The sequence below is a fragment of the Paenibacillus tyrphae genome (assembly GCF_027925525.1).
In the GTDB taxonomy this organism is placed as follows: domain Bacteria; phylum Bacillota; class Bacilli; order Paenibacillales; family NBRC-103111; genus Paenibacillus_G; species Paenibacillus_G tyrfis_B.
In genome coordinates, this window is sequence record NZ_BSDJ01000024.1 from 46409 (window position 1) to 62071 (window position 15663).

Annotated in this window: 19 protein-coding genes; 4 read left to right on the forward strand and 15 right to left on the reverse strand. The window is 47.2% G+C overall.

Annotated features, from left to right (window positions below):
- Positions 1-19: 19 nt before the first annotated feature.
- From fabF to QMG93_RS24400, 5 genes are all read right to left on the reverse strand, one after another.
- Complete coding sequence (gene fabF / locus QMG93_RS24380) at positions 20-1264, reverse strand: beta-ketoacyl-ACP synthase II (protein ID WP_281941109.1); 1245 nt, start codon at positions 1262-1264, stop codon at positions 20-22.
- A gap of 33 nt (positions 1265-1297) precedes the next feature.
- Positions 1298-2983 (reverse strand): thiamine pyrophosphate-binding protein, encoded by a 1686-nt coding sequence (locus QMG93_RS24385; RefSeq protein ID WP_281941110.1) that lies wholly within the window; start codon positions 2981-2983, stop codon positions 1298-1300.
- Entirely contained in the window at positions 2980-4203 is a 1224-nt protein-coding gene (locus QMG93_RS24390) for an aldehyde dehydrogenase family protein (protein ID WP_281941112.1), read from the reverse strand. Before QMG93_RS24390 ends, QMG93_RS24385 begins: the two co-directional genes overlap by 4 nt.
- Positions 4204-4252: 49 nt before the next feature.
- Complete coding sequence (locus tag QMG93_RS24395) at positions 4253-5713, reverse strand: class I adenylate-forming enzyme family protein (protein WP_281941114.1); 1461 nt, start codon at positions 5711-5713, stop codon at positions 4253-4255.
- Between the two features lie 89 nt (positions 5714-5802).
- Complete coding sequence (locus QMG93_RS24400) at positions 5803-6615, reverse strand: enoyl-ACP reductase (protein WP_281941226.1); 813 nt, start codon at positions 6613-6615, stop codon at positions 5803-5805.
- 760 nt (positions 6616-7375) lie between these two features.
- Here QMG93_RS24400 and QMG93_RS24405 point away from each other — a divergent pair.
- Genes QMG93_RS24405 through QMG93_RS24415 form a run of 3 tightly spaced genes read left to right on the forward strand, consistent with a single transcriptional unit; the run spans position 7376 to position 8454 of the window.
- On the forward strand, positions 7376-7843 hold the full coding sequence (locus QMG93_RS24405) for a MerR family transcriptional regulator (RefSeq protein ID WP_413789329.1): 468 nt from the start codon (positions 7376-7378) through the stop codon (positions 7841-7843).
- Positions 7747-7953, forward strand: a complete 207-nt coding sequence (locus tag QMG93_RS24410) for an SRPBCC domain-containing protein (protein ID WP_413789332.1) — start codon at positions 7747-7749, stop codon at positions 7951-7953. Before QMG93_RS24405 ends, QMG93_RS24410 begins: the two co-directional genes overlap by 97 nt.
- A 30-nt stretch (positions 7954-7983) precedes the next feature.
- Positions 7984-8454, forward strand: coding sequence for an SRPBCC family protein (locus tag QMG93_RS24415; RefSeq protein ID WP_281941116.1), 471 nt, complete (start codon positions 7984-7986; stop codon positions 8452-8454).
- Positions 8455-8557: 103 nt separating this feature from the next.
- Here the strand turns inward: QMG93_RS24415 and QMG93_RS24420 are convergent, their stop codons facing one another.
- Together QMG93_RS24420 and QMG93_RS24425 are read right to left on the reverse strand one after the other, a co-directional pair.
- Positions 8558-8902 carry a hypothetical protein gene (locus QMG93_RS24420; RefSeq protein WP_281941118.1) on the reverse strand — a complete coding sequence of 115 codons (345 nt, stop codon included), beginning with the start codon at positions 8900-8902 and terminating at the stop codon, positions 8558-8560.
- Positions 8903-9000: 98 nt separating this feature from the next.
- Positions 9001-9390 (reverse strand): HAD domain-containing protein, encoded by a 390-nt coding sequence (locus tag QMG93_RS24425; protein WP_281941120.1) that lies wholly within the window; start codon positions 9388-9390, stop codon positions 9001-9003.
- 218 nt (positions 9391-9608) lie between these two features.
- Between QMG93_RS24425 and QMG93_RS24430 the strand changes: the two genes are divergently transcribed.
- The gene (locus QMG93_RS24430) at positions 9609-10094 is read left to right on the forward strand and encodes an SMI1/KNR4 family protein (RefSeq protein WP_281941122.1); all 486 of its coding nucleotides are present in this window, start codon (positions 9609-9611) and stop codon (positions 10092-10094) included.
- Between the two features lie 63 nt (positions 10095-10157).
- Here the strand turns inward: QMG93_RS24430 and QMG93_RS24435 are convergent, their stop codons facing one another.
- The 8 genes from QMG93_RS24435 to aroQ form a co-directional block, all read right to left on the reverse strand.
- Complete coding sequence (locus QMG93_RS24435; RefSeq protein WP_216793805.1) at positions 10158-10718, reverse strand: hypothetical protein; 561 nt, start codon at positions 10716-10718, stop codon at positions 10158-10160.
- A 39-nt stretch (positions 10719-10757) separates the two neighbouring features.
- The gene (locus QMG93_RS24440) at positions 10758-11309 is read right to left on the reverse strand and encodes a hypothetical protein (RefSeq protein ID WP_281941125.1); all 552 of its coding nucleotides are present in this window, start codon (positions 11307-11309) and stop codon (positions 10758-10760) included.
- Between the two features lie 60 nt (positions 11310-11369).
- Positions 11370-11900: a YfiT family bacillithiol transferase gene (locus tag QMG93_RS24445; RefSeq protein ID WP_281941127.1), complete on the reverse strand. Its 531-nt coding sequence runs from the start codon at positions 11898-11900 to the stop codon at positions 11370-11372.
- Between the two features lie 86 nt (positions 11901-11986).
- Positions 11987-12355, reverse strand: coding sequence for a hypothetical protein (locus QMG93_RS24450; protein ID WP_281941129.1), 369 nt, complete (start codon positions 12353-12355; stop codon positions 11987-11989).
- A gap of 562 nt (positions 12356-12917) precedes the next feature.
- A complete protein-coding gene (locus QMG93_RS24455; protein WP_281941131.1) occupies positions 12918-13265 on the reverse strand; it encodes a hypothetical protein in 348 nt (115 codons plus the stop codon).
- A gap of 125 nt (positions 13266-13390) precedes the next feature.
- On the reverse strand, positions 13391-13948 hold the full coding sequence (gene efp / locus QMG93_RS24460; protein WP_010497515.1) for an elongation factor P: 558 nt from the start codon (positions 13946-13948) through the stop codon (positions 13391-13393).
- Positions 13949-14073: 125 nt separating this feature from the next.
- Complete coding sequence (locus QMG93_RS24465) at positions 14074-15147, reverse strand: M24 family metallopeptidase (protein ID WP_281941134.1); 1074 nt, start codon at positions 15145-15147, stop codon at positions 14074-14076.
- Positions 15148-15150: 3 nt separating this feature from the next.
- Positions 15151-15597 carry a type II 3-dehydroquinate dehydratase gene (gene aroQ / locus QMG93_RS24470; RefSeq protein WP_281941136.1) on the reverse strand — a complete coding sequence of 149 codons (447 nt, stop codon included), beginning with the start codon at positions 15595-15597 and terminating at the stop codon, positions 15151-15153.
- Positions 15598-15663 lie beyond the last annotated feature (66 nt).

The following is a 15663-nucleotide window of genomic DNA, read 5'->3' on the forward strand; positions in this document are numbered from 1 at the left end:
TTATTCAACTCCTTGCGAATCAATGTCCCCGCCATTTGCGAACAGCCAAGCATACGTTGTGGCCGCCGAATCCGAACGAATTACTTATGGCAGCCTCGATTTCCCGTTCCTGAGCAACATGTGGCACAAAATTCAATTCCGGATCTTCCGGATCGTCGCAATTTAACGTTGGCGGCACTTTGCTGTTAACGATGCTTAATACGGTGGCAATCAGTTCGACGCCGCCTGCACCGCCCATCAAATGCCCGGTGATCGATTTGATGGAGCTAATCGCCAAGTCCGGAGCATACTCGCCGAACACCGTCTTGATCGCATTGATTTCCATTTGATCGTTGAACGGAGTGCTCGTCCCATGCGCATTAATGTAGCCGACCTCTTGCGGGGGCACTCCTCCGTCCTTCAATGCGATTCGGATGGCTTCCGCAGCGCCGAACCCCGTCGGATCGGGAGCGGTGATATGGTGCGCATCCGTCGTACAGCCATAACCCACCAATTCGGCCAGAATAGGGGCCCCGCGCTTCAACGCATGCTCCAGCTCTTCAAGCACCACGATTCCCGCGCCTCCGCCGATGACAAATCCGTCGCGATTGCGGTCAAACGGACGGCTCGCCTTCTGAGGTTCATCGTTTCGTCTTGACAGAGCGTGGATATTAGCGAACGACGCCAAATCCAGCAGGCTGAAATTAGCTTCCGAGCCGCCTGCGATCATGACGTCCGTCGTGCCGTACTGAATCGTACGCAGCGCCTCGCCGATCGCATTGCTTCCGGTCGCGCACGCCGTAACGACAGCATAAGACGGGCCTTTTGCCCCCAGTGCAATCGAAATTTCTCCTGGTGCGGAATTGATCATCATCGATGAAACGTAATACGGGCTCACCCGCTTGGGACCGCTCTGATTGAGCTTATTGTAATTCTCTTCCACCACATCCAAGCCCCCGGCTCCCGATCCGACCACGACGCCAACGCGCGGAGCATTGGTTTCATCGATGCGCAGCTGCGCCTGCTCCACGGCTTGCTTGGCGGCCGCCAAAGCAAACTGGGTGAACTGCGCTACTTTGTTCGCATCCTTCTTGCTCATATACTGCAAAGGATCGAATCCTTTGACTTGCGCTCCAATTTTGGTCGGTATGTCTTTCGTATCGAACACGGTGACAGGACCGATCCCGCTTTTCCCCTCAATCAGCGATGTCCAGAATTCATTCACATTCAGTCCTACCGGACTGATTACCCCTTGTCCCGTTACCACTACGCGTCTCTTCAACACGATCCCCACCTTCTGTTGCAGTATTCTAGCCCGTTATTTTTCGTAAACCGGAAAATCGCCGTAAATATGCTGAATCTTATCGTGCACATCCTCAATCGCCACAGGAACGATCACCACGACCAGCTTGTTCGCTTGATACTGGGCAAAAGCCAACCGCAACTTCTCGATCAACTCTTGCTTCTCTTGAATGACGATCTGTTCCACATAGTCATGCTTCATGACGTTCATGTGCTCGAGTGGCGTTTCCGATACGAACCGAAACGGCTCTCCTGCAAGATCCAGTTGATTCAGTTGATACTGCAGCCAGCCGTAGCCTCCGTTGTTCATCACGATGTAGATGAGCGGGATGCGATACCGGACAGCCGTAATCAGATCGGACTGGAACAGGTTGAAGGCTCCGTCCCCCACAAGCGCCACGACCGGACGGCGGTCAGCCAGACTTGCCCCGACAGCTGCGGCTGCGCCGAACCCCAAGCTGGTTTGATCGCTGGGGACGATGGAAAAGCGGTTCCCCGTAAACCGGTAATACGGGTAAAAATACGACCACATATCCTGAAGACCGTTTTCTTGCACCAGGATGCAATCCTCCGGAAATTCCGCCTGCATGACATCCAGCACTTCCGATACATGAATATGGGGCATCGTCCCGACTTGACGGATATACGCCTCTTTGCTGCGGAACGCTTCTTCTTTACAGCTTGCGATTCGAGCCAGCCAATCCCGATCGGGCTGACGATGGAATCGCGACAACCAGTGCTCGACCGCCAAGTACCCGTCTCCCAGCACCTTTACGCCACGGTACTGATGCGAGAAGTCGTCCAAATGGACATTCACCTGAACGATCGGCGTATGCGCCAACATCACATCCCACTCGAATGTCGCAGTTTCCTCCAACCGACTGCCCAGCGATACGACGACATCGGCTTCTTGCCAAATGGTTCTCATGCTTTTATCCGTATACAGACCCGCTACTCCGCAAAATAAAGGATGTTCCTCATCGACCGCTCCTCTGCCCGATGCGGTCGTAAAAATGGCCGCACCCCATTTGACGGCCAACGACTCAATAAGCCCTTGTGCCCCCGGTTTCATCCCTCCGCCGACCAGAAGCACCGGTTTACTTGCTTGCGAAATCACGTCCCAAGCCGTGTTGAGATCGCTCGCCGAAGGGGAACTGCTCAATCTTTCCAGCGGTTGGAACGGAAAGTCTACCTCCACGGCTTGATCCGCGATGTGTTCCGGCAGTTCAAGATACACCGGGCCTTTTCCCCCGTTAACAGCCATAAACGCCGCTTTCTCCAATGCCCATACCAACCGGTCCGGATGCTCGACCCGATACGCCCATTTCACCAGAGGCTTGACCAACGAAAGCTGATCCGCTTCCTGAAAAGCTTTCGTTCCCAGCTTATCGCTGCCGGTTCCAAGCGCGATCAACAACAAGGGGGCTCCCAGATGATGAGCTTCCAGCAATCCCGTTACCGTATTGGTGAGAGCCGGCCCTTTCCCTACAACGCATACACCCAATTGACCGGATGTCAGCGCATAACCGGAGGCCATGAATAAACTGTTCCTTTGGTCTTTGCAAATGATCAAACGAATGTCCGATGATTGAAGCGAGGACAGTATTTTCAAATCGTCGCTCGGCAGACCGAATATCGTTTCCAGGCCTAGAAATTGAAGATAACGGACGATGACGTCCCAGGCCCCCATTCGTGTTTTCATACTTCGATCCTCTTTTCGGAAAGGAATTCCGCAACAACCTCGGAAATCAGAATCGGTTTCGAGACCAACTGCATATCGTAGAAAACATAGTTCGACATCGTTCCGTGCCCGCCGAAAGCTTTATTACCCTGCTCCACGTCCTCCAACGTTTGGTTGATCGTAAGCGTATGTTTTCTGCGCAGCTTGTCGGCCAAATGCTCCGAGCCATACAAGCTGCACCCCATGGCGCGTTCGCTGAAGTAGCTGGAACCGATCAATTTCATGAGCTGCTCATCGTTCGGGTAGCTGACGACATTGAATACCGGGGAGAAATACTCCGCAATTTCCAGCCGGTCTTCCAGCTTGCTGTATAAAATTGTCGGCTCCATCTTCTTCGTGCGAAAATCAATGCCCCCGCCATAAATGATGTAGTTGTCGTTATTGTTAAAATACTCCGACATGGCCGTCAGAATATCTTTATAAAAAATAGGCGAATAGTTGGCGTTCGGATCGTCATTGGCTCCGAAGGTCAGTACTTCCACTTTTTCCAGCAGCAGATTTTTGAAGCTTTCCGCAATGCTTTCGTGGGTCAAAATAATATCCGGTCCCAAGCAGTCTTGTCCCGAATTGAACAGCCTCATCCGAATCACATCGTCGGCAGCCAGCGACAAATCCGCGTCAGGACCGATAATGAACGGATTGATGCCTTGTCCGAAAAAGATATAGAGCTGCTCCCTACTCATTTGCTTCTTGATTTGTTCCGCATTCTGATAGGTACCGGTAAACACGACAATATTGGCTTGGCTAACGGAATTCGTCATAAAAGCCTTTTGACTTACTTTAAGATTGCTGATCGGCAGCTGATGCACCTCTTTCAGCTTATCATGCAGCAGGCTGACATATTCCGCGACGTGCGAGGAAGCTCTGAATTCAATTCGGTTCACAAACAAGGAAGGAATTAGCAAATACAGCGCATAGGAATATAAAATTACGTTGGAAGGCATAAAGACGGCCATCGAATCCTGGCAAGCCGGACGATACGTCTCCACTTCCCGCATAGCGCCTTGCAAGGTTTTAATCGTGGAATCGATCTCGGCATTGGCCGCACGATAGGACGAGATATTGGATAAAATGCTTAAAATTTCGCTTCGATGGGTCGTCAAATAATCCACGCACTTTTCAATGCTTTCGTATCTTTCGGCAAAAAAAGTATTTTCCTTCGTTCCCAGATTGATCGTCATCGCTTCGCTTTTCCTCCTGTTTTTTGGGGTATGAAAATAATTTTGTGAATCACACCTCTTGTGCTATAACCCGTTCCTGCGCCATACGCTCAAGTTCCAGCCGGTCGAGCTTTCCGTTCCGGTTCAAAGGGAACTGGGTGACAAGCAGCAACAAATCGGGATACATGTAAGTGGGAAGCATTCGGTTTATATTTTTGCGGAACTGGGGCAATTCTTGCGTCGATTCGTTCTCTACAAATACGACGAGCAGCGTGCCTTTTTTCTCATCGTCCAAGGGAACGACACAAGAACGGTAGCCTAACCGGCTGATTTGATTCTCAATATAAACCGGAGAGAACGTGTATCCCATTCGGTTGATGGACTTGCCGTTCCGGCCGATCACATGAAGGTTCCCTTCTTGCAGAAAGCCCAGATCGCCCGTCTTGAACCAGCCGTCTTGAATGACCGAGCGGGTAAACTCCTCCTGATGGAGATACCCCTCCATGCATCCGGGCGTACGTACCCAGACCTCGCCGACTTCACCTTCATTGCGCTCGATACCTTGTTGATCCCGGACGCTAGTCTCCACTCCGGGAAGAGGCCTGCCGCAGCCTTCGGGATTTTCCAACGTCCCCAAGGTGACATTGCCAAGCTCGGACAATCCGTAGCCGTTCAGCAGGCGGTGTCCGAATACTTCCGCGAATTTCTCCTCCAAATCCTTCGTCAGAGGCGAACCGCCTACACACCACATGCGCACCGAGGTATTTTTCACTTGTTCCAATTGATCCGGTTTTCTTAATAACATACGAATAAAGGCGTAAAAAGCAGAGGGATTTGCATCAACAACAGTAGCTTTTTCTTTGATAACACTGGTAACGATACTCCAGAGATTTTTTTGGTTGCTAATGATCAAGGAGCATTGCGTCAACCACCATGAAAAAATAAGGGAGATTCCGTAAAAATGGGAGAAAGGAACAATGGGGAGCAAACGATCGCTCGACACATAGTTCATGGCCTCTACAGTTAACTTGATATTGTCCATAAAGGATCGGCCCGATTTCACTATGACTTTGGGCTTGCCTGTCGTTCCCGAAGAGAAAAGAATCAGCGCATCCTTCATTTCCGTCCACTTATCGATATGTATCGGCGAGGAGCTTACCTCCCCGGCCCAATATTCATAAATCGCCTCCTCCTGAATCATACTTTCGATGATTAAAATCGTCGCGTCCGGGATATCCGTAGCCACATCGGTCAAGATGCAGCTGGCCCCGATATCTGCATAAATTTGACCCAGCTCGTCCGCTTGGACTTGCTCATCCACCACGGCGATAGAAACCGCAAGCTGGCACAAGGAAAACAACGTCACAACGAACCAATACGAATTTTCCGATTTCAGAATAACTCTGTCACCCGCGGAGAGTCCTCGAACACCTAACATTCGAGAGAACACTTGAACATCTTTTTCAAACCGATCCTTGTTATAAGTATGGCCAGAAGTAATGATCTGACTTTCGGATTGGGCAACAATCAATATATTTCACTCCTATGATCTTTTGTCGGTAGGACGAATGACCGGACTTTGTCTTCGACGGTTTTCGAGTATCCCTCCTTTTCTTCGTATTACATGCCGACTATATGGTAACCGGCGTCGACGTGGATCACTTCTCCCGTAATCCCTCTCGAAAGCCCGGAGAGCAGGAATAGTGCCGTATCGCCAACTTCGGAGGCGTCGATACTCTTACGGAGCGGCGTTATTTCTTCGATCTTTTTCAACATCGTATTGAAATCTTTTATGCCGTAGGCGGCTAAGGTACGAATCGGCCCCGCGGAAATTGCATTAACCCGAATGTTAAATTGCCCCAGGTCGTTGGAGAGGTAGCGTACCGAAGCTTCCAGCGACGCTTTCGCCACCCCCATGACATTGTAATTTTTAATGGCGCGTTCAGCCCCGATATAGGTCATCGTGACTATGCTTCCGCCTTCCGTCATTAACGGATAAATTCTTTTGGCGACGGCTGCCAATGAATAAGCGCTTACTTCATGCGCTATGCCAAAGCCTTCCCGCGATGTTTCGACAAACATCCCGTCCAAATCCTCGCCCTTGGCGTACGCCACACTATGAACGTACCCATGCAGGACACCGACACTTTCTTGCAAAATTTGCCCTAAAGCGTCAATTTCTTCGTCGACGGTTACGTTACAGGGATAGGCCTCGGCTCCTGGCAAGGCCGCAATCAGACTGCGGACCCGCTCTTCCACCCGCTCGTTTTCATAGGTGAAAATAAGTTTAGCCCCTTGACTTGCCAAGGATTGCGCCGTTGCCCAAGCGATGCTTCGATTATTGGCGACACCCATAATCAAAATATTTTTTCCAGTTAACAGTTGAGAAGCCAAACGACTCACCTTCCAATGTTGAGATGATATCCTTGTCATTTCAAGGAGTAGAGAACCATAATTCAATGATTTGAATTATTTCCACCATGAACCTTTTGGAATAATATTTACCATAATAGCATGAGGAAATTAATTTGAAAACTGTTGATATGCATCTTTTTTTATAGTTTTTGTTAATTTTAATAAATATTAGGTCTATAGATTCACTTTGAAAGTAATTAGGTAATCATGCGATGCTCAATTGAAGCCTAGGACCTATGAAAATTTCAGACTATAATTTACAATTATTTCAAAACATCCCGTACTAAAGCTCCAGTATGGCAAAATCATACAGTCCAGCAGCTTTTGGTAAGAAGGCTTTCATAGCGATCGCTTCTTGAGCGAACACGATTTCCACAAGTAAACCCGGACTTTTGAATTATTACCATAATAAACCTTTTGAAATATTTTTTACCATCATGGTATGAGGTAGTTAAAACGCAAATAAATGAATATAAAAGTTTATAAATTCAAGGACTTAAGGCTTGATCTAAAAGCAATAAATAAAGAAAATCATGTTTTTAATCGACCTTTTTAGACAAAAAAAGCTGCATCCTATTGTATAAGGAGCAGCCTGTTTGCAAGATTATCATTATTTATTCGCGGTCCGTTTTACTGTCTATCTGAAACTTTTGAGAGCATAATATGACTTCCTCTCATCTTGATATTTTCTCATGCATTTTAACACTTGCACATGACGTAACGTCATGTTTTATATATAGTTACCGGTAAACAGATGCGCAACAAAAAAGAGGTGATTATGAAACGACTTTGGAAGGTGGGAGAGCTTGCTAAGCTCACGGGACTCACGATACGAACATTGAGGTTTTACGACCAGATCGGCCTGTTTTCTCCGTCGGCGCATTCCGATTCGGGGCACAGGCTGTATAACGAAGCCGACCTGTCGAGATTGCAGCAAATTTTGTCGTTAAAAGAGCTCGGCTTATCGCTGGAGGAGATTAAGTCCGTCGTAACCGGCGGGCACTTCAGTCCGCTAGAAATCGTGTCACTGCAAATCACCCGTCTGAAAGAAACTATCCGGATGCAGCAAAAGCTCTTGTCTGAGGGCCTCCCGGTGGACCGGTGTTTACCTTCGATGCCCGGTACCACGACATTGTGCCGGACGAACGCATCGTTTATACCTATACTTTGGATATGGGCGAGACGCGTATTTCCGTTTCCGCGACGACCGTCGAGTTCAAGCCGGAAGGCGGAGGCACAAAAATGATTTTCACCGAGCAAGGCGTCTTCCTGGACGGCCACGACACGCCGGCTCTGCGCAAACACGGTACCAAGGAGATGCTGGGCAAGCTGGGTGTGCAGTTGGAGATCGGCTAACCTACTTTAACATGCAGAGGAGGAACGGGCATGACGGAAAAACATGCGGCAAACAACGAAATCATCGCAACGGAAGAATACGAATTGGTAACAACGCGGCTGATGAATGCATCCTCTACTCTCGTTTGCGAAGCCTGGACAATACCCGAGCATTTGGCACAGTGGTGGGGTCCGAACGGGTTTACGAACACGTTTCACGAATTTGATTTACGGCCGGGAGGAATATGGGAGTTTGTGATGCACGGACCGAACGGAATGAATTATGACAACAAAAGCGAATTTGTCGAAATTGGGCCTGAACGGATCGTGCTGCGGCATCTTTGTGCACCTCATTATCAGCTCACGGCAACCTTCGAGGATCTTGGCAGTAAAACCAGACTGACTTGGCGCCAGCTTTTCGAAAACGCTGGTGTATTCAACGCCATCAAGAAAATCGCAGTTCCAGCCAACGAGCAAAATCTTGATCGGCTCGAAGCGCATTTGCAGAAGATGTCCGTCTGAGAACCTGAGTACCTTTTCCGCGAGATCATGGCCGGCCGAAAGGCCGTTTTTTTCATGTGCAGATAAACCAAAGAACGTAAAACAGCAGGACCACAGTGTTACGCTATGCTAGAATAACGAATTTCTTATCTGACTGCCATCTTGCCTCATAATCATGATAGTCTAATCCCTCTTTGGCAAGCGAAATTATGTAATCTGGATATTCTGATAACAAAGCAGCTATTTCCTCCACTTCGTTATCTCTTGCAAGTAAATAGAAAATATTTTCCTTTACTTCAGGAGTAAGTTCAATAAATTTGTAGCTGCTCAATAGTTTACCAATTAATGCAAATACTCTAAACCAATGAGGATATCCTATCTCCCACTCATTTTCATCATACTCAAACGATTTAGACCAATTTAAGAAGTTAGATACTTCGATTTTTAATTCTTCAAAAATAGTGCTCATCGATTATATTTCCTTAACTAATTTTATTCAAAAACTTGTTTACCTATTAGTCCTATCTTGAAACACTGTCTGCTTGATACGACTTTCACGAGCTGCCATTAAACTAAAAAATGAATGACCTTGTCCGCTACTTCCCTGGTTATCCCGGTCTCAAAACTTGTTTCCACCAGGTGATCGTCTAGCTCCCCCATCTCTTCTTCATCGTCAATAATCACAAACCTGTCGACTTCCAAACCAATATTCAAAATTTGGTTTAAATACTCTTTAATTTCTTTGCCCCGTATTGCCCCTTCGATAATTGGCGTCATGCCAACCACATTCTTTATTCCGTTGATTTCAAAAATAGATTGTAATTGTTTTAAAGTCCTACCTTCTCTCCAGGACGAGCTGACTACAATCTTAGCTTCAGTTTTTTCAAGTATCTCTTGTAAACTCCTGACGCATGCCGGATCAAACTCATGTCCAAAATATTTCTTGCTCTGCACCATATGTCTTGAAGTAACCAGTACACCCCATCAATATCCAAAAAAATTATTTTCATTGTTTACCTCGAATTTCTACCGGATGTTTAAGGTTCGCCGCTGCCTTTCCAAAATCTTCTTCTCCCATTCTAGCACATTTTTTTTCGATGAAAGTCCTTATTTTTCTAGGACAGACTTCTGGAGTATAATAACAACGAACATGAAAAACGGGAGGAAAAAATCCGATGACGGAATCAGCGCAAGAGTCCTTGTCGATCGAAGAAATCGAATCGAAATTGGGAATCGTATTCCCCGCTAGCTATAAACAAATGCTTCAGGACCTCGAAAACAGCGATAACGGCTGGCTGAAAGAGTACCGGTTGGAGGACTTTAACGGGTACACGGAGTGGTCGATTCGCTTCATCCGGCCGTGCTTGTCCTACATGGATAGTATCGAGATGGTGAACGAATTGGTCCCGGAACCTTATACAATCATTCCTTTCGCTTGGAGCGTAAGCAGCGGCAACTGGCTCGTGTTCGACTACCGAAAGGCGGATACGGAGCCCCCGATTATGTATATTGATCATGAAATCGCGGTAGTTAAAGAGGATGCAGAAGAATGCGCAAGGGAAGTCAATAAAACGGTAGAAGAAGTGTTAGAAGAAAATTTGACCGCTTTATGCGGCTCATTTGAAATCTTGCGCGGCGCCTTGCAGCTGCAGGAAGATTAGTCGCCAGCTTGGCCAATAAATAGCAAAGGCCCAATTTCATCAAAAAATTGGGCCCGCGTGCATTCAGGCAAGCTCTTCCTGCACAATTTCGATTTTTTCTCCCTTGTTATTTACGATATTTATCCCCAGCGCATCATATCCGTTGCGCTTCGCCTCGTCAAAATCGACTCGTTCGCCGTTAATCAATTCAAGCAGCCCGTCTTCGTCCACATCATCCGCAAATTCTTCGTCCCAATCGACATTATAGAAAGCCGTGATGTAAACCTCAAAGGTATCCTCACCATCCTTGCCCAGATAGGGCAATAAGGGCGTCCGGTTGTTTTGCTGCTCGGCCGTATAGGTATCGCATAACATGGCGTTATAACCGTGTTTGCAACCGTCGAACAAAAGGTAACGTTCACCGTCAACCGGATCCTCGGCAACAATCAGTTGAGGAGCGAAATCGGTCACTGCAATCAGGTCATCCATCAGCTCTCCGTAATAATAAATACGAAACTGGGTCCGGCCTTCTTTTGTCTGCAATTTACCTGTCCATTCTTGCTCCATCCATGTTTCCGGGTTTTCTGCTATGGTAATTCCTTCAAGATAAGCTGGTCCAGAGCGATGCGATTTTTGGTTAGACATATGCTGCTTTCCTTTCTAGGATCAATTTTATTACCAACCTTACCTATTCCTCTCGCGCATGGCCAATTTCATCGCTTTCCAATAAAAATCATGAAAGGCCTCTTCCGTGAACTTAACCTTTTCCCCATACGGAAATTGTCCGCTTATGGCCGTCAAGACGTCATATAAACCCAGGTGCGCCCAATCCCACATAATCGAATTGTAGGCCATCATAGGGATGTACAAAATTTGTCTCGTTTCACTGACAAAGTTTCGATCCAGCCCTTCAGTTTCTAAGAGCCGATACACTCTTTCTTTATCCTCGTCTGAAAACTCCGTATCCAGAAACTCCTCGCAGATGAAGCTCCAAGTATCCACCCTCGAAACGATAGGGATCTTATTGCTTTTCGCAAACAATTCCAGGCTTTCTTTATGTACGGCCGAGACAAAAAGGACTTCGCCGCTTTTCAATCTGACTTCGGGAGGACATCGGGTGATCAAAATTTCAGAAATATCTTCAGATGCGACGCTGCCATTAGGAAACATGCTTGACGCTTGAAATGGGTACTTTTGAAATTGTATCTGATTTTCAAAAAATTGAATATCCTGCATGGGACTCATCCTCGGCGTAAGTATTGTGCTTCCCTATTCTGTTTACGAATGACCCAATCTTCACCAGTTCATTCGTTGTGCTAAAGATTGAATATGGGAAGTATGATGCTTGTTATGCCAAATGAATCTTTGAATCGCGACATCCACGGTGATCCAGCCAAGGACTTCGGTATTGAACCTTCTATCATAATCGGCTGGTTTCAAACCGTGAATTGTATTGATTAGTCGATGATGAAGCGCCTCTAAAAGCATCAGGGAGATTTCTATCGGAGTATCCTTATAATCGCTAAGCTCAGCCCACAAATTGGGGCGATATGAACTGGCCATAGGCTCTTCTTCGGTTAAAGCCCGCTTTAATCTTAGGTAGGCGTTGACATCGTTATCGGCCATGTGATGAACGACCTGCTGCACCGTCCAACCACCGGAACGGTATGGAGTTTGAAGTTGATCCTCATTGAAGTCTCCCACAATCTTCCGCAGAGAAGGAACAATATCTGCAATTTCTTTCATATAACTCTTACGTTCCTCCTCTGACATAGTCGTCACTGGGTTAAACTGGCCGATTGGATACCGCAAAATGTCTTCATTCATCTTCTGATTAACCTCCTTAGAAAATTTATAACAAGTACGCTTTCAAGTTAGCATTCAAAATTAGTATTGTTAGTCTTGTTGTACTGTTACAATAGTTCCTTATAAACTTCTTCATTTTTTTCTAGTCTCCATTTTAATAGTGGTTGTACTTGTTCAAAAATATAGGGTCTAATTCTGTAAGGTATCGCATGACGAACAATTTCATCTTCAACAAGGTGTTCATAAAACCCTACACATATTGCATTCCAAATATAGTAACTTCGTTTTTCTTGATTAAAACACCACTCCGCATAGTTATAAATTTTGTCAAGATATTCAATGTCATTATCTTTGTGTGATTGAACAACTTTTCTCCTCAGTTCAAAAATTAAAGAATATATACTCGCGTCTCTATAGAGGAAGGTAAATCTAATATCATAAAATAACTCTAATGCTTTACTTCTCCAAGTGCTCAATGTTTATCATCCTTAAAAGAAGTATACTTTAGTAACTTTGCTTGCCTTTCAAACTTTCAATGACTCAAAATTCCAACTCCCAAAATATCTTTATGAAATACTCTCTACTTCACTTTCTTCAAACCAACCCTCTTCTAGAACATGTTTCTTAACCTTTTCCGGCTCTTCCGAATAAGCTACAATAGCCAAACTCTTTTCAGCATGACTACATGTAACATAAAACAGCCTTCTTGTTCGATCAATGGTTGTATCCTTAACCGCATTTTCGTTTTCAACATCTGCTTTTGTTTTATCCTTTGCCCCAAACAGCTTTTCATAGCTGAAAAAAGATCCACTTGCGGAACGATAGAAACAGAGAACAGCGGATCGTAATCCAACCGACGGCCAATTTCTTCACAGGCAGCATTCGTGTATGTAATTAAAATTAATGATTAGTAGTAGGGTGAGCAAAGGCGTATCCATTGCAAGCTTAGGTGGATTTGTTCTAGCGGTCGATAGATAACTCCTATTGTGTATCTCCATACTCTACTCAATTTTTATTTTCGTGCAGAAATCATTCATATTAATTCCTCTCTGCCAAATCCATTGCGACGGCTAACTGAATCTGCCCGATCCTACTAAGACCGCGCTTATAATCTTTTACAGGCTTCGATTCAATAATCGGTTCTGTTTCAAGGTTATAGCGGTCCAATTCAATATAGGCAATAAAATCGTTATTCATCAGAATGGTATAAACATCTTCGCCCTGATCGGGCGTAATTGCAATAATAATAGCGGTTTTCATATCAGGAAAAGCCTGCTGTATGATTCCTAGCAATCGCTTCATAGAATGATCATCAAATAAAGACCTGTTCAATTCAATCAAGTGTTCCCTGTAATAGTGTTCCGTCATGCTTCCGATAAGCTTCATTGTGCGATCTCCTAAGATCCCAAATTGTTCCTAGTCGCTATTGTACCATTTTTTACATGTAATACGGCTAAAACAAAAAAATCCTTACCTCTCCGAAGAAAGGTAAGGATTTTCCACCGCTCAGATTAAGCGCGGGAGATGTATTGGCCCTCACGGGTGTCGATCAAGAGCACGTCGCCTTCGTTGATGAAGAGCGGCACTTGAACGTTCAAGCCGGTTTCGACTTTCGCGTTCTTGGTCGCGCCTTGCGCCGTGTTGCCTTTGATGCCCGGCTCGGTTTCGATGACTTTCAGCTCAACGCTGTTCGGCATGTTGATCCCGAGGATCTCGCCCTGGTAGCTCATGATATTGATGTTCATGTTTTCTTTGAGGAAGTTCAGTTCCCACTTGATTTGCTTTTCTTCCAGGTTGATTTGGTCGAACGATTCGGTATCCATGAACGTATGCTCTTTGCCGCTGGCATACAGATATTGCATTTGACGGTTTTCGATGTGAGCGCGGCTCACGTTCTCACCGGCGCGGAACGTACGCTCGACGGTGTTGCCGTTGCGCAGGTTTTTCAGCTTGGAGCGGACGAAGGCAGCGCCTTTACCCGGTTTAACGTGCTGGAAATCGACAACGGTGAACAAATCGCCGTCTACTTCAATGGTTAAGCCTGTTTTAAAATCGTTAACTGAAATCACTACAAAAACCTCCCTAAAATGTGAGCAGACGACAGTGCCTCAAGCCTTGTAAGAATCAGTCTCCGGATCATCCGGACCTATCCTTGCCTTCGCCTTGGTTTATGCCGCTACCAAGTTGCCTAAAGTTATGGTATCACAATCAAGTCTTTGCTGGATTGTGTTAACCTCCGATTGCCTGTTTCCGTGATGACGATATCGTCCTCGATCCGGACGCCGCCGAAGCCTGGCAAATAAATGCCGGGTTCCACGGTAACCACCATGCCTGGAGCCAGTACAACATCGCCCTGCACCGACAGCCGCGGCGATTCGTGAACTTCCATCCCGAGCCCGTGACCCGTGCCGTGGCCGAAATGATCGCCGTAGCCGTAACGCTTGATAATATCGCGTGCGACGGCATCCGCTTCCTTGCCGGTCATTCCCGGCTTGATTCGCTCGAGCGCTTCCATTTGCGCTTCGAGAACGATCTTGTAGATGTCGCGGTGTTTATCCGTCGGCGTACCGACGATGACCGTGCGGGTAATGTCGGAACAGTAGCTTTTGTAATAGGCTCCGAAATCGAGCGTTACAAATTCGCCGGTCCCGATAATTTTGTCGCTGGCTTTGCCGTGCGGCAGCGCAGAGCGTTCGCCGGAAGCGACGATCGTTTCGAACGAAGTCGAAGCGGCGCCATGCTTGCGCACAAACATTTCGATTTCGAGTGAAATGTCCAGCTCTTTAACCCCGGACTTCAGCAGCCCGAGAACGTGGACAAACGCACGGTCCGCCAGATCGGCCGCCTGCTGCATGACGGCGATTTCCCCGTCGTCCTTGATCATGCGAAGCGACTCGACCAGCCCTCCGGTCGGCGCGAATTCAATCCCGCCGAGCGCTTCGGCGTAGCTGCTGTAGGTGCCGTAGCTGAGGTCGGTTTGCTCGAAGCCAAGTTTGGCTATGCCCCATTTGCGAAGCAGGTCGTTAATCGATTCCACGACCTTGGGCCGATGCTCGACGATCTCGTAACCTGCCGCTTGCTCCGATGCCTGTGTGACATAACGAAAGTCGGTCAGCAATACGGCCCGATCGGCCGTAATGAGCACGTAGCCCGCCGATCCGGTGAAGCCGGTCATATATTTCCGGTTTGTCGCATTCGTGATGAGCAGCGCCGGCAAGCCTTTTTGTTCCAAAAGACTGCGCAGCCGCCCGATTCGCTGTTGCTGCATTTGCTATCCCTCCGCGCTATCAATATACTGGACCAGCGCCCGCAAGCCCAGCTCGTAGCTGTTCGCGCCGAAACCCGCGATTTGGCCCACGGCTACCGGGGCGATTACCGATACGTGGCGGAAAGCTTCCCTTTTATGAATGTTCGAAATATGTACTTCAACCGTCGGGATGCCTACAGCGCTGATGGCATCGCGGATCGCGTAGCTGTAATGCGTGAACGCTCCCGGATTGAACAAGATTCCGGCTTTCTGCCCATAGGCGGCATGAATGCGGTCGATCAGATCACCCTCGTGATTCGACTGATAGCACTCCAATCCGACGTGGAGCTCCTCCGCCAGCTTGGTCAGCCTGTCCGTTATCGCTTGAAGCGACAGACTTCCATAGACGCCGGGCTCCCGGATGCCAAGCATGTTCAAATTCGGCCCGTTCAACAACAAAATGTGCTTCATCCGTGAAACCTCCCAACCTGATAAATCCGCACACACTTAGCCATTTTACCATAACCTTCCCCGGTT